Annotated in this window: 15 protein-coding genes; 8 read left to right on the plus strand and 7 right to left on the minus strand. The window is 62.8% G+C overall.

Annotated features, from left to right (window positions below; translation table 11 throughout):
* Positions 1-55: 55 nt before the first annotated feature.
* Entirely contained in the window at positions 56-904 is an 849-nt protein-coding gene (locus tag BHE75_RS12735; protein ID WP_070934091.1) for a hypothetical protein, read from the plus strand.
* 50 nt (positions 905-954) lie between these two features.
* Complete coding sequence (locus tag BHE75_RS12740) at positions 955-1,779, plus strand: outer membrane beta-barrel protein (RefSeq protein WP_070934092.1); 825 nt, start codon at positions 955-957, stop codon at positions 1,777-1,779.
* A 37-nt stretch (positions 1,780-1,816) separates the two neighbouring features.
* Here the strand turns inward: BHE75_RS12740 and BHE75_RS12745 are convergent, their stop codons facing one another.
* Together BHE75_RS12745 and BHE75_RS24515 are read right to left on the minus strand one after the other, a co-directional pair.
* Positions 1,817-2,794 carry an AraC family transcriptional regulator gene (locus BHE75_RS12745; protein ID WP_070934093.1) on the minus strand — a complete coding sequence of 326 codons (978 nt, stop codon included), beginning with the start codon at positions 2,792-2,794 and terminating at the stop codon, positions 1,817-1,819.
* 149 nt (positions 2,795-2,943) lie between these two features.
* On the minus strand, positions 2,944-3,474 hold the full coding sequence (locus BHE75_RS24515) for a hypothetical protein (RefSeq protein ID WP_084653180.1): 531 nt from the start codon (positions 3,472-3,474) through the stop codon (positions 2,944-2,946).
* Between BHE75_RS24515 and BHE75_RS23310 the strand changes: the two genes are divergently transcribed.
* Positions 3,473-3,703, plus strand: coding sequence for a hypothetical protein (locus tag BHE75_RS23310; RefSeq protein WP_084653181.1), 231 nt, complete (start codon positions 3,473-3,475; stop codon positions 3,701-3,703). The genes BHE75_RS24515 and BHE75_RS23310 overlap by 2 nt on opposite strands.
* Before the next feature lie 123 nt (positions 3,704-3,826).
* Here the strand turns inward: BHE75_RS23310 and BHE75_RS12755 are convergent, their stop codons facing one another.
* A complete protein-coding gene (locus BHE75_RS12755) occupies positions 3,827-4,306 on the minus strand; it encodes an SRPBCC family protein (protein WP_070934095.1) in 480 nt (159 codons plus the stop codon).
* A 3-nt stretch (positions 4,307-4,309) separates the two neighbouring features.
* Positions 4,310-4,642, minus strand: coding sequence for an ArsR/SmtB family transcription factor (locus BHE75_RS12760; protein ID WP_070934096.1), 333 nt, complete (start codon positions 4,640-4,642; stop codon positions 4,310-4,312).
* 327 nt (positions 4,643-4,969) lie between these two features.
* On the opposite strand from BHE75_RS12760, the gene BHE75_RS12765 reads away from it, so the two are divergent.
* The 5 genes from BHE75_RS12765 (at position 4,970) to BHE75_RS12785 (ending at position 10,064) form a co-directional block, all read left to right on the plus strand.
* A complete protein-coding gene (locus tag BHE75_RS12765) occupies positions 4,970-6,130 on the plus strand; it encodes an ester cyclase (RefSeq protein WP_070934097.1) in 1,161 nt (386 codons plus the stop codon).
* Between the two features lie 176 nt (positions 6,131-6,306).
* Positions 6,307-7,644 (plus strand): histidinol dehydrogenase, encoded by a 1,338-nt coding sequence (gene hisD / locus BHE75_RS12770; protein ID WP_070934098.1) that lies wholly within the window; start codon positions 6,307-6,309, stop codon positions 7,642-7,644.
* A 1-nt stretch (position 7,645) separates the two neighbouring features.
* Positions 7,646-8,422, plus strand: a complete 777-nt coding sequence (locus tag BHE75_RS12775) for an SDR family NAD(P)-dependent oxidoreductase (RefSeq protein ID WP_070934099.1) — start codon at positions 7,646-7,648, stop codon at positions 8,420-8,422.
* A complete protein-coding gene (locus BHE75_RS12780; protein ID WP_070934100.1) occupies positions 8,419-9,174 on the plus strand; it encodes an HpcH/HpaI aldolase family protein in 756 nt (251 codons plus the stop codon). The genes BHE75_RS12775 and BHE75_RS12780 overlap by 4 nt, the downstream gene beginning before the upstream one ends.
* On the plus strand, positions 9,171-10,064 hold the full coding sequence (locus BHE75_RS12785) for an EamA family transporter (protein ID WP_070934101.1): 894 nt from the start codon (positions 9,171-9,173) through the stop codon (positions 10,062-10,064). The genes BHE75_RS12780 and BHE75_RS12785 overlap by 4 nt, the downstream gene beginning before the upstream one ends.
* Positions 10,065-10,120: 56 nt before the next feature.
* Here BHE75_RS12785 and BHE75_RS12790 read toward each other — a convergent pair whose 3' ends face one another.
* The 3 genes from BHE75_RS12790 to BHE75_RS12800 all read right to left on the minus strand — a co-directional run bounded on the left by BHE75_RS12790 (position 10,121) and on the right by BHE75_RS12800 (position 15,141).
* On the minus strand, positions 10,121-11,461 hold the full coding sequence (locus tag BHE75_RS12790) for an MFS transporter (protein WP_070934102.1): 1,341 nt from the start codon (positions 11,459-11,461) through the stop codon (positions 10,121-10,123).
* 33 nt (positions 11,462-11,494) lie between these two features.
* Positions 11,495-13,819: a TonB-dependent receptor gene (locus tag BHE75_RS12795; protein ID WP_191225190.1), complete on the minus strand. Its 2,325-nt coding sequence runs from the start codon at positions 13,817-13,819 to the stop codon at positions 11,495-11,497.
* A gap of 278 nt (positions 13,820-14,097) precedes the next feature.
* Entirely contained in the window at positions 14,098-15,141 is a 1,044-nt protein-coding gene (locus BHE75_RS12800; protein WP_191225191.1) for a LacI family DNA-binding transcriptional regulator, read from the minus strand.
* Between the last annotated feature and the right edge of the window lie 8 nt (positions 15,142-15,149).

Genomic DNA, 15,149 nt, shown 5'->3' on the forward strand with positions numbered 1-15,149 from the left:
AAGCGCCGCCGCTGCGATCGGAACGGAAACGGAGACAGCAAAGGGAAGCAGGGCAATGGACGCGTCATCATTGGCCACATGGCTGGAACGGATTCCGCTCTGGGCGCTCGGGCCCTTGCTGCTGCTCACCTTGTTCGCGGCCGCGCTGGCCGGCTGGCGGCTTCGCCGCCGCCGGGATAGCACGGCCACCGTGGAAACGGCGGCCGGTGGCGATGGGCATGAAGGCTATATCGTATCGGCAGTGCTGGGTCTGCTCGCCCTGCTCACCGGCTTCACCTTTTCACTCGCGATCGACCGTTACGAAACCCGGCGCGAGCGCGTGCTGGTGGAAGCGAATGCGATCGGCACGACCTATCTGCGCGCGCAACTGCTGGAGGAGCCTCACCGCGCGCGCATCAGCCGGATGCTGGTCGACTATACGGATAACCGGATCGCGCTAGCCAAGGCCCACGGCAAGGATATCCAGCCGCGGCTCGGCGCTAATGACCGCATGCTTGCCGACCTCTGGACTGCGACCGTCGCGGCCTATCCGACGATCCGATCCTACGATTTTTCAAGCGCCTTCCTGGATAGCATGAACGCCTTGATCGACATGGATGCCGCCCGCAAGGCCGCGCGCTATGCGCGTGTGCCGATGGAGGTCTTCCTCGTCCTGCTAATCTACATGCTGATCAGCGCAGGCGTGCTTGGCTATGTCCTCGTCGGCCGGAACGGGCGGATATCGGCTGCCTTTCTCCTGTTCCTCTTTTCGCTGTCGGTCCTGCTGATCATGGACGTCAACCGGCCCAACGCAGGCGGCATCAATGAATCCCAAGAACCGATGATCGCGCTGCGCCAGACGATGCGGGCTCAACCGCCGGCGCTGTTCGATCGCTTCAGCCGACCCGCAGACGAGGCTCCATGACTGCGGGGCCACATCCATCGATCATATCGGTGCCCAGGTGGAGAAAGACCATGTTCACGCGGATAAGCCTGATAGCCGCCAGCCTGGCGGGAAGCACCTTCGCAACAGCCCCTGCGGCGGCGCAAGCGCTTCAGGACCATTTCTGGATCGAGACGTCGGCCTATTGGCCGCGGGTGGATACCTCGGTCCGCCTGTCTTCGACGCGATCGGGTGCCCAGGGCACGTCGATCGACCTGGAATCCGATCTCGCCCTGGACAAGCATGAAACGCTGCCAGCCGTGTTCGCCGGCGTCCGATTGGGAAGCAATTTCTCGATCGGCGGCGAATATTATTCGCTCAGCCGCAAAGGATCGAACGTCATCAGCCGCGATATCGTCTTCGACGACATTACCTATCCTGCGTCGGCCAGGGTCTCGACGAAATTCAGCACCGACGTTTATCGGCTGACGCTCGGCTATGCCTTCATACGAAAAGAGAATTTCGAACTGGGCGCCGCGCTCGGCCTGCACGCGACCAGGTTCAAGGTCAGGCTGGATGGCGAAACCAGCATCGGCGACCAGTCCGCGAACGTCGAGGGGCGCAGGCATGATTTCCTCGCCCCCCTCCCCACACTCGGGCTCTTCACCGCGTTCGAGGTTGCGCCCCGGCTCACCCTCAATGGACGGATCGATTATCTCTCACTGAAAATCGACGACTATGACGGCCGCCTCATCAATACCCAGGCATCGATCAGCTATCGCGCGCTGAAGAATGTCGGGATCGGCGCGACCTATCGCTATGTCGATTATCGCGTCGATGTGGAAAAGCAGCGCTGGACCGGAAGGGTCTCTTACAAGTTCAAGGGGCCGGCCGTCTTTCTCCAGTTCGGCTTTTAAGTTGCGCCAGGGCTCGTCCTCCCGGGGCTTCCCGGGATCACCGGTAGCTCTTCAGCGTATCGGAGGGATGCTCGCCGAACGCCTGATAATATTTCCGGGCGAAATGGCCGAGATTGGAGAAGCCGCAGCTGAAACCCACCGAGGTCACGTTCATCTCCGGTGTCGGGTTGCTTAGCATCGCGCGCGCATATCGCAGCCTCACCCTGCCGACATAGGCCATTGGCGAAATGCCGTGGGTGCGGTGGAAGAGATAGAACAGGCTCCTTGCGGTGGTTTCCGCAGCCTCTGCCAGCGCTTCTACGGTGATGGACTGATCCCAGTTCTGCTCGATATAATCGACCGCGCGGCGCACCTGCCAGGGCGCAGCGGCACGCGGCGTCCCTTCCAGCCATTTGCTGTAATTATGCTCGTTGGCCATCAGATAAGCGACGATCACCGCCTGCTCGGTCTCCGCAATCACATTGGCCGGCAGCATATCTTCGTCGCGATCGAGTTCGCCCACCAGAAAGCGCAGCAGCCGAAGCTGCGCCGCCGCAAACCGCGAATTGGCGTTCGGCCGGCCGGTCAATTGCAGCGGAGGGTCCACAGGCTTGCCGATCATGGCGGAAAGCTTCCGCGCAAGAACGGCAGGCGACATCTTCAGAATGAGGTGGGCGAAGGTTGGGCCGTAAACGAACATGCCTTCGGAGCCGGGGCCGCCAGCAATACCGCCACCCAGTTCCTCGACCAGCAGGCTGTGCCTGTTCCAGCGGACCTCGCCCGATCCGGAGATCGGGAAGCCCTGGACGAAATAGTCGTTCTGGGAAAGCTGGGCCTGCAAAGGCGATCCGTAGCGAGCGTAGGTCAGGGCGATGGAAGGCAGTTCACAATGGTTGAGGACGCTCTGGAATGCCTTTCCGCCCTCGGGCATGTCGATCGATCGGACAGAAAAAATCGGCCGCAGCCAGTCCTGCAATTCCTCGGGAGCATTCGTGCGGATCGCGGGATAGTTCCGAAGCAGAGCCGATGCCTCCATCTCCAATCTCCTGCCCAAGCAGACGCAACGATTCCTGCCGGGTAATTACCTTCTTTCGATCCACCTCCCAACGAAATTGGGACATCCGACCAAAATTCATGGTTACATGCCGCCCCTGACTGAGCAACAGACCTATCTTTTCAGAATTATTACATCCTGGCAGGCGCCATAGCCTCAATGGTCGGCCCGCGGCACACGTCCAGCCGTCGAGCTTGAGCACCAACATTGGTGGGGATGAGCCCCTGCTCTGCCATGAGTTTCTTCATCGCGCGACAGCTTTCGAAGTCAAGCAGCAGTGCAAGAATTCCAGAAGTCGGAATGAGTCGGGAGGCAAGGAAGCAAGAAGCACTACGCCGGCAAATATCTATGGTGGGGATCCCGCGCATATTTCGGCGGGTAGCCATCGACCGGGTCGGGATAGAGAACACAGAGAACCTTGGCCACCCGCTCCGATATTCGACGAGCAGAGCGCGGATCGCGTTCGTTTCCAGCACAACATTCAGCATCGCGCCCACGCCCTTGAAAACCTCCTCCAGCATCTGCCGACGGCCGAGCACTGTTCTTTCAGCCATGAGCCGCCTGCCGGCGCTGACCTGGATCTTTGCGCGCACCTGCGACTGCATAGCCACCATAGCGCCATTGCGAAGTCCGGCATTTAGCGCGACAGACCTGACGATCATGACCAGCAGCGAATTGCAGAACCTCATCGTCGCAACGCTCACCCGCAATGCCGGCGGCAGCCGGCGGCGATGGCGGCTCGTGGTCGGGCCGGTCCGTGTGTACAGTTTGGGTACGCACCCGCACTGCAACTGGTCGGTGGCGCCATCGGGCTCTGCCGGTGAAAACGCTGTGGTGGAAGATCTTATCGATACGATAAGGTCGGCCCATCCAATCGTTGCCGCCGGATGAGGGATAGTTGGGTATGGCAGCCCCGACTTTCCTGCCGGGCAGTTTTCAGAACTGGAATGGTCGAAAGCCGCCGGTGCGGGGCGTCACAACCGTTCGGTTGCGACACTCGGCACGTCATGGTGGCTAGGCGTCGAGCCAAGCCGCGAGGCCGTCCAGCGTCTGCAATCCATATCCCACCGCGCCGAAACCGATGACGACCTGACGCCGCTCACGACTGGGGTGGAGCTGACGCATGGTTAGCACCGTTTTGCCGTCGGCCTGCTCATCGAAGGTCACCGTCATTCGAAAACGCTCGGGATCGTCGGGGTCGGGGGTGCCATAGTCCATCACGATCCGTTCGTTTGGCACAATCTCCAGGAAGCGCATGAGGTTCGGAAAGCGCTGTTCCTTACCCTCGAATATGCCCACCATGTCGAACCGCCAGGTCCCGCCCTCACGGATGTCGGCCTCGTGGCTTTCGATGCTGAGCCCACTCGGGCCATACCATTCGGCTAGCGCCTTGGGGTTCGTCCAAGCGGCAAAGACCTTATCGCGCGGGTGATCGAGGAGCTTGACCAGCACGATTTCGCGATCGAGCGACCAGGTTTCCAAAAGGTTCGCCATATCTTATTCCTCTCCCGCCTTATCCAAATAGAGTTCCAGCCGGTCCAACCGCTCGGCAGCCAGCCGGCGCTCCTTTTCCATCCAGTCCGCCGCTTCGGCGAAGCGCGCCTGCACCAGTCTGCACCAGCGACTGCGCCCGCGTTTTTCGCTGGCGATCAGCCCGCATTCTTCCAGCACCCTGAGATGCTGTGCGAAGGAGGGAAGCGCCATATCGAACGGTTCGGCCAGGGCGGTGACGGGCGCCTCGCCCTCTGCAAGCCGCGACACCACCGCTCGCCGCGTGGGATCGCTGAGGGCATGAAAAGTGAGGTCGAGAGGCGCCGAATGGTAAGGCATATGCCTAAGTAACCGGCCCGCTGTCAGCACGTCAAGGATAATAAGGTCATCGCCTTAGTATCAGGCTGTCGCGCAGCGTGACGAACGCGCCGCCAACGGCGGGAAGACAGTCATCAGATTGGCAATTGCATTCGAATGCATCTTGTTGCACAAGCTCTGCTGGCTGCCACGCAAAAACCGGGGTCCCGGGGCTTTCATATGTGCAAATTCCGGATGGACAAGCAGGCAACGCGAAGCAGCAAATCGCACCTTGCCCGGACAATTCGTGGCAGGCGGTATCAACCTTCGCGGACTATACCGAGCATCTAACAGACCACAGGAGCATTTATGAGCGAGGATGAGGGCAAGGCGCCAAAAACAACGAGCGTGGGCACCAAGATTGCGCGTGCAAACGATGACGCGCGGGCCGTATTGCAGGTGGAGCGCCGGGATTTCCAACAACTCGTTCCCGAAGGCCGTCCGCGCGTCCAGAGCATGCGCGGCTTCGATGATTGCTACACCGACATCGTCGACTACATCGTCCGCTGCACGCACAAGATCTGGGACGAGCGCGACGTCGGCCTGATCTATACCCATTACACGCACAACTGCGTTGCCTACACGACGCTGGGCACGATGTACGATCGCGAGACCCATATTCGCGACACGATCCAACGCCTTGCCGAATTCCCCGACCGGCGCGGGCGCGCGATCCAGGTGATCTGGAACGGCAACGATGTCGACGGCTTCTACACGAGCCACATGACCAACGGCGGCGGCCGGCACACCGAATATGGCATGTACGGCAAGCCCACGGGCCGCAGCTTCATGACGCGCACCGTGGCCGACTGCATGATCTTGGAGAACAAGATCTATAAAGAGTGGATCGTCCGCGACAATATGGGGCCGCTGATCCAGCTCGGCATCGACCCGCATTCCTATGCCACCGACATCGCACGCAGGAAATTCGAGACCGGCGAGAAAGTAATCGACCTGGCGGAGAATCGCCGGCTGCTTGGCCAGTATCCGCCCGAAACCGAGGCCGATGTGTCGATCGCGCACAATGAGGGCGAAGCCCAGCTTCTGCGTGATCTCCACCACATCTTCAACAAGCGGATGTTCGGCCGCATCCACGAGATCTATGCGCCGACCTGCCAGTGGCACGGGCCGCTGATGCGCGAGCTCTATGGCATCGCCGCGGTTCTCCACCAGACGATCAAGCTGGTCGCGCTGATCCCCGACTGCGCTTATGTTCCGCAGCATATCTGCTCGGTCGAAAGCGAGGAAGGCGGCGTCAAATATGCGGTGCGCTGGACGATGGACGGGCATCACATGGGCTATGGCTCATTGGGCGCACCGACCGGCCATCACCTCTTCGTCATGGGCGTCACGCACTACCACGTCATCGACGGCAAAATCGTCGACGAATGGGTGGTGTACGACGAGCTTTCGATGCTGGTGCAGCTCAAGCTTGCCGACATGCAGAAGGCCGCCGACGCCGAAATTTGAGCCGATTCCGACGCAAGGATCGCAGCAACCATCCGCTGCCATCCTTGCGTCACCCGATGCATCCCGCACCCGTCGTTCATCTGGTCGTCAACGCCCTCCCCCTCCCCAGGAAGCGCCTTGCCTTTCGACCAGATCTCATCTAGCGGTTTTGCATTCGAATGCATTTAGAGGATCCGATGGCTATCTATCTGAAGCGTGGAGCGACCGCAGAAGCGAAAGCTGAGAATAATCGCCAGGTGCGCGACACGGTCGAAGGCATCCTCGCGGATATCGAGAAGCGCGGCGACGATGCCGTGCGCGAGCTTTCGATCAGGTTCGACAAGTGGGATCGTGATTCCTATCGCCTGACCCCGGCGGAAATCCAGGCCTGCATCGACACCCTTTCGCCGCAAGACCTGAAGGACATCGAGTTCGCCCAGACCCAGGTGCGCAACTTCGCCCGGATCCAGCGCGCCAGCATGACCGACGTCGAGGTCGAGACCCTGCCCGGCGTGATCCTGGGACACAAGAACCTGCCTCTGAATGCCGCAGGGTGCTACGTACCCGGCGGCAAGTATCCGCTGCTCGCCTCGGCACATATGTCGGTGATCACCGCTAAGGTGGCGGGTGTGCCGCGGGTCGTGACCTGTGCCCCGCCCTTCGGCGGCAAGCCAGCGCCGGCGATCGTCGCGGCGCAGGCATTGGCTGGCGCTGACGAGATCTACTGCCTCGGCGGTATCCAGGCAGTCGCGGCAATGGGCCTCGGCACCCAGTCGATAGCGCCGGTCGATATCCTCGTCGGTCCGGGCAACGCTTTCGTAGCCGAAGCCAAGCGACAGCTCTTCGGCCGTGTCGGCATCGACCTGTTCGCGGGGCCGACCGAAACGCTGGTCATCGCCGACGAGATCGGCTGCGACGGCGAGCTGGCGGCCACCGATCTGCTCGGCCAGGCCGAGCACGGTCCTGACAGCCCGGCGATCCTGCTGACGACGTCGGAAAAGCTGGCGCGCGAGACGATCGCGTGGATCGAAAAGCTGCTCGATATCCTGCCCACGGCCGACATTGCGCGCAAGGCGTGGGAAACCTACGGCGAGGTGATCGTCGCCGAGGACGACGCCGAAATGGTGCGCATCGCCGACGAGATCGCCAGCGAGCATGTCCAGGTGATGACCGCCGATCCCGACTATTTTCTCAAGAATATGAGCAACTATGGCGCGCTGTTCCTCGGTGCGCGGACCAATGTGTCGTTCGGCGACAAAGTGATCGGCACCAACCACACCCTCCCCACCAAGAAAGCCGCACGCTATACGGGCGGGCTCTGGGTCGGCAAGTTCATCAAGACCTGCACCTATCAGAAGGTGCTGACCGACGAAGCCTCGGCGCTGATCGGCGAATATTGCAGCCGTCTCTGCGGGCTCGAAGGCTTTGCCGGCCACGGCGAGCAGGCCAACATCCGCGTGCGCCGCTTCGGCCATCGCGAAGTGCCCTATGCTGGTACGGCCGCTCCCTCCGAGCTCACCGTCGCCGACGCCTGACATGACCGCCGCCGCATTGCCGCGAACGCCCAGCTTTCGTCTCGACGGGCGGCGGGTCCTGGTGACGGGCGCAGGTCGGGGGATCGGCGCGGCCATGGCCGCGGCTTTCGCCGAGGCCGGCGCCGCCGTGACCCTGGCCGCGCGTTCGGGCCACGAGATCGCGTCCGTGGCCGAGGCCATTGGGCGATCGGGCGGCCAGGCGGAAGCAGCGGCGCTCGACGTCTCAGACCTCGATGCCGTAACGCGCTTCTTCGACGAGCGCCCGGCCTTCCACGTCCTGGTCAACAATGCGGGGACCAACCGTCCCAAGCCGATGATCAACGTCAGCGAGGCCGATTACGACGCGGTGCTGGACCTCAACGTCAAGAGCGCCTTCTTCGTTGCCCAGGCCTGCGTCCGGCAGATGTTGGCCGCGCGGATCGAGGGCGGCAGCCTGATCCACATCGGCAGCCAGATGGGCCATGTCGGCGGACCCAACCGGTCGCTCTATTGCGCATCGAAATGGGCGCTGGAGGGCATGAGCAAGAGCTTCGCGCTAGACCTCGCGCCATACGGCATCCGTTCCAACACGATCGCTCCGACCTTCATCGAGACGCCGATGACCAGGCCGTTCTTCGAGGATACGGCGTTCAAGGCGAGCGTGCTCGACAAGATCAAGCTGGGCCGGATCGGCAGGGTGGAAGATCTGATGGGCGCCGCGGTTTTCCTGGCATCGGACGCCTCCAGCCTGATGACGGGGACCTCGCTGGTCGTGGATGGAGGATGGACGGCGGAATGAGCGGCAACCTCAAGCAACGGCTTGCGGCGGGCGAAATGCTGGTCGGCACGTTCGTGAAGACCCCCTCCCCGATCGTCGTCGAGGTTCTGGGGCTCAGCGCGCTCGACTGCCTGTGCCTCGATGCCGAGCACGCGCCGTTCGACCGGCCGGCGATCGACGCCTGCATCATGGCCGCGCGCGCGGCGGGAATGGACGTGCTGGTGCGTGTTCCCTCGGCCGCGCCCGAGCATATCCTCAATGCCCTCGATTGCGGCGCAACGGGCGTCGTCATCCCGCACGTGCGATCGGCCGAGGAAGCGTGCACGGCGGTGCGGCTCAGCCACTATGGCGCCGGCGGGCGCGGCTATGCGGGCTCCGCGCGCGCCGCCGCCTATACGACGAAGCCGATGGCCGCCCATCTTGCCGACAGCGCCGCGCGCACTACGGTCGTGCTCCAGATCGAAGACCCCGAAGCCATCGACGCGATCGAGGAGATCGCCGCCGTCGAGGGAGTCGATGCGCTGTTCGTCGGCCGCGTCGACCTGACCGTCGCCTACGGCGCGGCGAGCCAGGATGATCCGCAGGTGATCGCCGCGGTCGAGAAGGTCTGCGCCGCCGGCCGGCGTCACGGCCGGAGGACCGGCATGTTCTTGGCTCGACTCGACGACGTTCCCACCTGGATCGACAAGGGCGCCACCCTGTTCCTGCTGGGATCGGATCATAGCTTCATGCTGGCGGGCGCGGCCGCGCTGGTCGCGCAGGTCAAGAGGTGAACGAAAGCCGGGGACTGGGCCTGCTCGGCGGTCTCGTCCCGTTGATCGCCGCGATGGCGTCGGTCTGTATCGGCAATTCCTTCGCCAAGGCGCTGTTCCCGCTGGCAGGTGCCAGCGGCACCAATGCGTTGCGCCTGGGACTCTCAGCGCTGCTGCTGATCGCGCTTTTCCGACCGTGGCGCTGGCAGATCGGGCGCGTTGGCTGGGTGGCCGTAGTGCCTTACGGCATGACGATCGCGGCCATGAACCTTTGTTTCTACATGGCCTTGCGCACCCTGCCGCTGGGCATCGCCATCGCGATCGAGTTTCTGGGGCCGCTGAGCATCGCGCTTATGTTTTCGGTGCGACGGGCGGATTATCTGTGGATCGCCTGCGCCGCCCTCGGCGTCGCCAGCTTGACTCTTCCCGGTGCGATTTCCGGATCGAGTCATGCTGCGCTGGATCCCGTCGGACTGGCCTTCGTCCTCGGTGCGGCACTGGCCTGGGCGCTCTACATCGTCGCCGGCAAGCGCGCGAGCGAGATTCTGCCCGCGGGCCAGGTCGTTTGTCTGGGCACCTGTGTCGCGGCCCTGATCGCCGTTCCCGTCGGCGTCGCCTCAACCGGCGCGCGCCTGATCGAGCCGCAAATCCTCGCCGGCGGCCTCGTCGTCGCGGTGCTGGCGAGCGCCATTCCCTTCTCGCTGGAGATGATCGCGCTCAAGCGCCTGCCACGCCATGTCTTCGGCGTGGTCGTCAGCCTCGAGCCTGCGATCGGCGCGCTGGCCGCCCTGGCGATCCTCGGTGAACGGCTAAGCCTGCTGCAGTGCCTGGCCATCGCCGCGCTGATCGCAGCCTCGGTCGGAATATCGCGCAACCATGCGCTGGAAGACGCAGTCCCGCCGCAAGTCTGATTACGTCGCGGTGAGCAAGCCAAACACCCGCGCTCGCAGGGATGACCTTGTTGGGCTCAGCGCGCCTTTAGCCGGCGCCCGGGCAGCAGCGGACTGGCATGCGTTTCGGGCAAAGCGAGCCAGATCAGCCCGGCAATGACGAAAGTCACGCTGGCGAGCCCCATCGTCGCGCCGAGGCCGAAGCTGCTGGCCAGCGAGCCCGTGACCAACGGCGCGAAGAAGCTGACGATCCGGCCCCAGTTGAAGATCGACGCCGCCGTCGATTTGAGGTGTGGCGGATAGAGTTCGGTCAGCCATGGCCCCCAGACGACGCTCGACGACAGCATGAAACCATAGGCCGCACCGACCGATCCGAGCAAAACGACATTCGTGCCGACATTGAGGTAGATGAGGATGGCGAGCGCCGCGCCGATGAAGCCCAGCGCATTGAAGCGGCGGCCGAAAGTGTCGCCGGTCCAGCCCCAGAAGAAACCTCCGATGATGTTCGCGGCGAATTGCCAGGCGACGAGATCGCCCAGCGTCGCCGGGCTCAGGTGGCGAACGTCGCGCAGATAGGTCGTCAGCCAGCCGCTGAATGCCTGGTAGCCGAAAAAGTTGAGGCCCATCAGCGCAGCGAGCGCCAGTGTCTGAACACGCATGTCGCGAGAGAACAGGTCGAGCACGGGCGCGCGTGCCTTGCCGGCTGCAGCGTCCGCCCGGGCGTCTGCCGTGTTGGGGATGAGCACGAAAGCGAAACCGGCGAGCAGGACTGGCGGGACACCGCCCATCCACAGCAGCCATTTCCAATCGCCGCCGACCCAGCCGCTGGTCACGCCCAGCAGGGTAACCGCGCAGCCGAAGATCGCATTGATCAGGCTGGCCAGCCGTCCCCGCACGTTGCTCGCGAACAGGCCGACATAGATACCGACGACGATCGGGAAAATACCGCCCATGAACAGGCCGAGCAGGAAGCGATCGGCAAGATAGGCCGCATAGCTTGTGACGAAAGTGCCGGCAATCAACGCCAGGCCGTAGCCGATCATGACCACGGCCAGCATCTTGCGGCGCCCGAACCGGTCAGCGAGTTGCCCCATGACGACGGCGCCGATCAGGGCGCCCGCGCCCTGGGCTGAATAGCCGGAGCCGGCTTCGGTCAGCGTCAGGCCCAGACTCTCGCGAATATAGGGCCGCAGCACGTCGACCGAATTCCACGCCCAGCTATAGAAGAATTCCGCAACCATCAGAAAAGCGAAGGCAACTATCCCGCGCGCGAGCGGGGGATAGTTGCCTTCATCCGATGCCACGATGAGTGGGGGGGCGGCATCGGTCACGATCAGCGCGCCGCCATCGGTCCCGATGGCGAGCGCCTCTTCGATAGCATCCTCGGGATCGGGGTGGGCCGGCGGGACAGGCTTCATCTCAGGTCCTTTCACGCGCCCCGATCCATGGACTTAGCGGAAGCTCGCGCCCAGGCGCACACCCCAGACGCGGGGCGGGCTGAAGGATTCCTGGATACGCGCGTTGCCACCCAGCGTCGCCGAATAGATCACCGCCTTGTCGGTCAGGTTGTTGACGAACCCTTCGACGTAGAAGCTACCCGATTCCGGCGTGTAACGCAGGCTGGCATCGACCGTGGCATAGGACTTCTGCAGATCGAGCACGGTGTTGTAGTCGGTGGAATAATATTTGGTCGAATAGAGCAGGTCGACGCGCGGCGAGATCATGCCGTGATCGCCCAGATCTGCATCATAGGAGATGCTGGCCGTGGTTTTCAGCGTGGGCGAGGTCGGCACGCGGTTGCCCGCCAGGTCGACGGTTGCGGTGTCGCCGAACGGGTTCGGTCGGACATATTTGGTGAACTTGGCATTGAGCAGCGCCGCCGTCAGGTCGACATGCAGGCCGTCGACCGGCAGGGTCTTCAGCTCGAACTCAGCGCCGTAGCTGCGCGCCGCCCCCGCGCTCGAATAATATGACAGGTTGGTCAGAGGATCGAGAATCGTTATCTGCAAGTCTTTATATTTATTATAAAACAGGCTGGCGTTCAGGATTATCCGGCCATCGGCGAACTTGTTCTTCGAACCGAGCTCATAGGCCGTCACCGTCTGCGGCGCATAGCTCGGCGGGATCAGCGCGTTGTTTGAATTGTTGTTGATGCCGCCGGATTCGAAGCCGGTCGAAACCGATGCGTAGAGCATGTTGTCGCGCGTCGCGTTGAACTCGACACCTGCGCGCCAGGTCACCTTGTTGAACTTCGCCTGCCCAGCGCCGCGCGCCGCGGTCTGGGTGTCGAAGTTGAACGTGCCCGCAGGCGCGGTGAAGTTGGTGATCACATAGTCCTTGGTCTCGTCCGAGTAGCGGATGCCGGCGGTCAGACGAAGCGTGTCGGGAATGATCGAATAAGTTGCCTGCCCGTAAAGCGCATAGGCCTTGGTATCGATCTCCGTACGAGAACGCGTGCTGAGTGCGGTCGCCGTGGGTGCGGTGTAGACCTGGCTGTAGAGCTCATCGACCATGTCGTGGAAGTAATATCCGCCGACGATCCACTGCAGCGGAGACCCCTTGTCGGTGGAAGAGAGCTGCAGTTCCTGGCTAAAAGTCTTCACGTCGGTGTCTGGCTGCTGGATGCCCGAACCGGCGAAGGCGGCTGTCACGCCGGCCGCGGGGAAGACGATCGACGACTGGTCGAGGTCACCGCTGCGGCGCGAGCGGAATTTCGTGTATCCCGTGATCGACTTTATGGCGACGCTGCCAAAGTCATAGCCGATCTGGCCGTTGACATATTTCTCACGCAGATATTCGGTCGGCTGATAGTCCCACTGGACGTGATACTCGTCGCCTGTCACCGGCACGCCAATGTCGACGCCGTTGACGAAGACCGAGCCGTTGGTCACCGACGGGTTCACCGCATAGGGCACGCCGTTGATCGAGCGCATACCCGTCGCCGGATCGATCAGCGTACCCACGGTCTTATAACCGTAAGCGCCGCCGCCGGCGTCGTTGCGTTCCCAGTAGCCGGCATGGACCTGGACCTCGAGCCCCTCCGTTGGCGTATAGAGCAGGCTCGCGCGCAGCGCCGACTGATCCTCGTCGTTGAAACGGACGTCGGGGTTGGTAGTCGAGCGGACATAGCCGTCATGCTCACTGTGATAGCCGGCGACGCGCAATTGCAGCGTGTCGCTCACGGGCAGGTTCACGAAGGCATCGAACTGGCGCAGGTTGTAGTTTCCGGCCGCTGCGTTGAAGCCGGCTTCGAAGTCCTTGGTCGGCAACTGGGTAACGACCGAGATATTGCCGCCAAAGGTATTGCGGCCATAGAGCGTGCCTTGCGGGCCGCGCTGCACCTCGACCCGGGCGATATCAAACAGTGGAATGGACTGCTGCTGCGTGCGGCTCTGATAGACTCCGTCGAGATAGAAGCCGATCACCGGGTCGCTCTGTGCGCTGACGAGCTGCGTGCGCACGCCCCGGATCGCCGGGAAGGAATCGGCACCCTGCTGCCCCCAAGTCAGGCCCGGCGACAAGAGCTGGAGGCGGCTGGCATCGTTGACGCGGCTGCGCGTGAGATCGGCACCGCTGACCGCCGTCACAGAGAGCGGCACATCCTGCAGGCGCTCACTGCGGCGCTGGGCCGTGACGACGATATCACCGATAAGGCTGTCTGAGGATGCGTCCGCACTTTGAGGCGCCGTTCCTGCGGCATCCTGGGCCATGGCCGCAGAAGCACAGAGAGTCATGGCCAGTGCCGAAACGCCACCTAACCAGAAACGATTGGTCATGCAAAACCCTTTCCCCTGACGGCCGGCCCTATCGACCTGTTCCGTAGGAGCACACGCTACCAATTCGCTTGTGACGCGTCCATGACAAAATGCATTCGAATGCATCATGAATTGGACGCTGCTGCGCTTGCCGTCATATGGCCTAACTCACTAATATACATAGATAAATATTATTTCCACGGCGCGAAGGAAAGGCGCCGGACAGACGTGATGCCACAGGCCCCACCTGGAGAAGCCGGTCTATCCGCGAGAATTTTGCTTCCGAATGCGCCCCTGCGTCATGCGAGTCGCGCGGAGGCTCCGCGCACGAATTCGCCGGCGAAGAGGCGACGTTCGGCCGACGTGTTTTCATTCTCGATGCGTTCAATGAGCATCGAAACCGCAGCCTCGGTCATGCGCCGCACGGGCTGGCGGATCGAGGTGACCCGATAGCTCGACCAGCTGGCGGGCGCAGTACCGTCGAAGCCGACGATGGACAGATCATCCGGAATCTTCAGCTTGAACGCCTCGCGCGCGCAATCGATCGCGCCAATCGCCATCTGATCGTTGCCGCAAATCACCGCGTTGAGGCTGATCCCCCCCGCCATCAACTGGCGCAGGCCTTCCCTGCCCCCGCTATAGCTGAAGTCGCCGCGCACGACCGGCACGTCGTTGAAACCGGCCGCCGCCAGCCGATCGAGCGCTGCCCGGCGCCGCTCCTCGCCGACATAGGAATCTTCGGGACCGGCGATGATGCCGAAATCGCGATGCCCTGCCGCCAGCAGCCGCTCCACAAGCTCGACCTCTCCAGCGGCGGAATCGCAGCATACGCTCGCGGCCCGCGCCTTCGCGGGAACACGGTTATAGAGCACCAGTGGCACACGGTGGTCCTCGAAAAGCTGGATTTGCGCGTCGGACAGCCGGGCAGCCGAGATGACCCCATCCAGGCTGTGCCGCCAGACCTGATCGAGAACTTCATCCACCTCCCCCTCCGCGCGCAGCGAAAAGAGCAGGACGCGGGTGTCCCGCTCGGTCAGACGGCGTGTCAGCTCTTCAAGCACTTCGGGATAATAGAGGTTCGTGAGGCTGGAAATCAGCACGGCCACCATGTTGGTCCGCCCCGAGATCAACCCCTGCGCCAGGGCGTTGGGACGATAGCCGAGTTCGGCGGCGACTTTCTCGATCCGCTTGCGCGTGGCCGGGGCGATGCTGCCGCCCGGCGCGAAACAGCGCGAGACTGCCGACTGCGACACCCCGGCCTTTCGCGCTACGTCATAGGACGTCGCCCGGCGCGCAAGCGTGGTCGGTTTTACAGGCTGGTCCATCGCGTCCTCGTCAAGCACTTGTCCCA

Source organism: Edaphosphingomonas haloaromaticamans, from assembly GCF_001853345.1.
GTDB classification, from domain to species: domain Bacteria; phylum Pseudomonadota; class Alphaproteobacteria; order Sphingomonadales; family Sphingomonadaceae; genus Sphingomonas_E; species Sphingomonas_E fennica.

Excerpts from the sequence above, each read along its gene's own strand:
- BHE75_RS24515 (WP_084653180.1), bottom strand. The coding sequence starts at position 3,474 with ATGATCGTCAGGTCTGTCGCGCTAAATGCCGGACTTCGCAATGGCGCT.
- BHE75_RS23310 (WP_084653181.1), top strand. The coding sequence starts at position 3,473 with ATGACCAGCAGCGAATTGCAGAACCTCATCGTCGCAACGCTCACCCGC.
- BHE75_RS12795 (WP_191225190.1), bottom strand. The coding sequence starts at position 13,819 with ATGACCAATCGTTTCTGGTTAGGTGGCGTTTCGGCACTGGCCATGACT.
- BHE75_RS12765 (WP_070934097.1), top strand. The coding sequence starts at position 4,970 with ATGAGCGAGGATGAGGGCAAGGCGCCAAAAACAACGAGCGTGGGCACC.
- BHE75_RS12755 (WP_070934095.1), bottom strand. The coding sequence starts at position 4,306 with ATGGCGAACCTTTTGGAAACCTGGTCGCTCGATCGCGAAATCGTGCTG.
- BHE75_RS12735 (WP_070934091.1), top strand. The coding sequence starts at position 56 with ATGGACGCGTCATCATTGGCCACATGGCTGGAACGGATTCCGCTCTGG.
- hisD (WP_070934098.1), top strand. The coding sequence starts at position 6,307 with ATGGCTATCTATCTGAAGCGTGGAGCGACCGCAGAAGCGAAAGCTGAG.
- BHE75_RS12790 (WP_070934102.1), bottom strand. The coding sequence starts at position 11,461 with ATGAAGCCTGTCCCGCCGGCCCACCCCGATCCCGAGGATGCTATCGAA.
- BHE75_RS12780 (WP_070934100.1), top strand. The coding sequence starts at position 8,419 with ATGAGCGGCAACCTCAAGCAACGGCTTGCGGCGGGCGAAATGCTGGTC.
- BHE75_RS12775 (WP_070934099.1), top strand. The coding sequence starts at position 7,646 with ATGACCGCCGCCGCATTGCCGCGAACGCCCAGCTTTCGTCTCGACGGG.
- BHE75_RS12745 (WP_070934093.1), bottom strand. The coding sequence starts at position 2,794 with ATGGAGGCATCGGCTCTGCTTCGGAACTATCCCGCGATCCGCACGAAT.
- BHE75_RS12740 (WP_070934092.1), top strand. The coding sequence starts at position 955 with ATGTTCACGCGGATAAGCCTGATAGCCGCCAGCCTGGCGGGAAGCACC.
- BHE75_RS12760 (WP_070934096.1), bottom strand. The coding sequence starts at position 4,642 with ATGCCTTACCATTCGGCGCCTCTCGACCTCACTTTTCATGCCCTCAGC.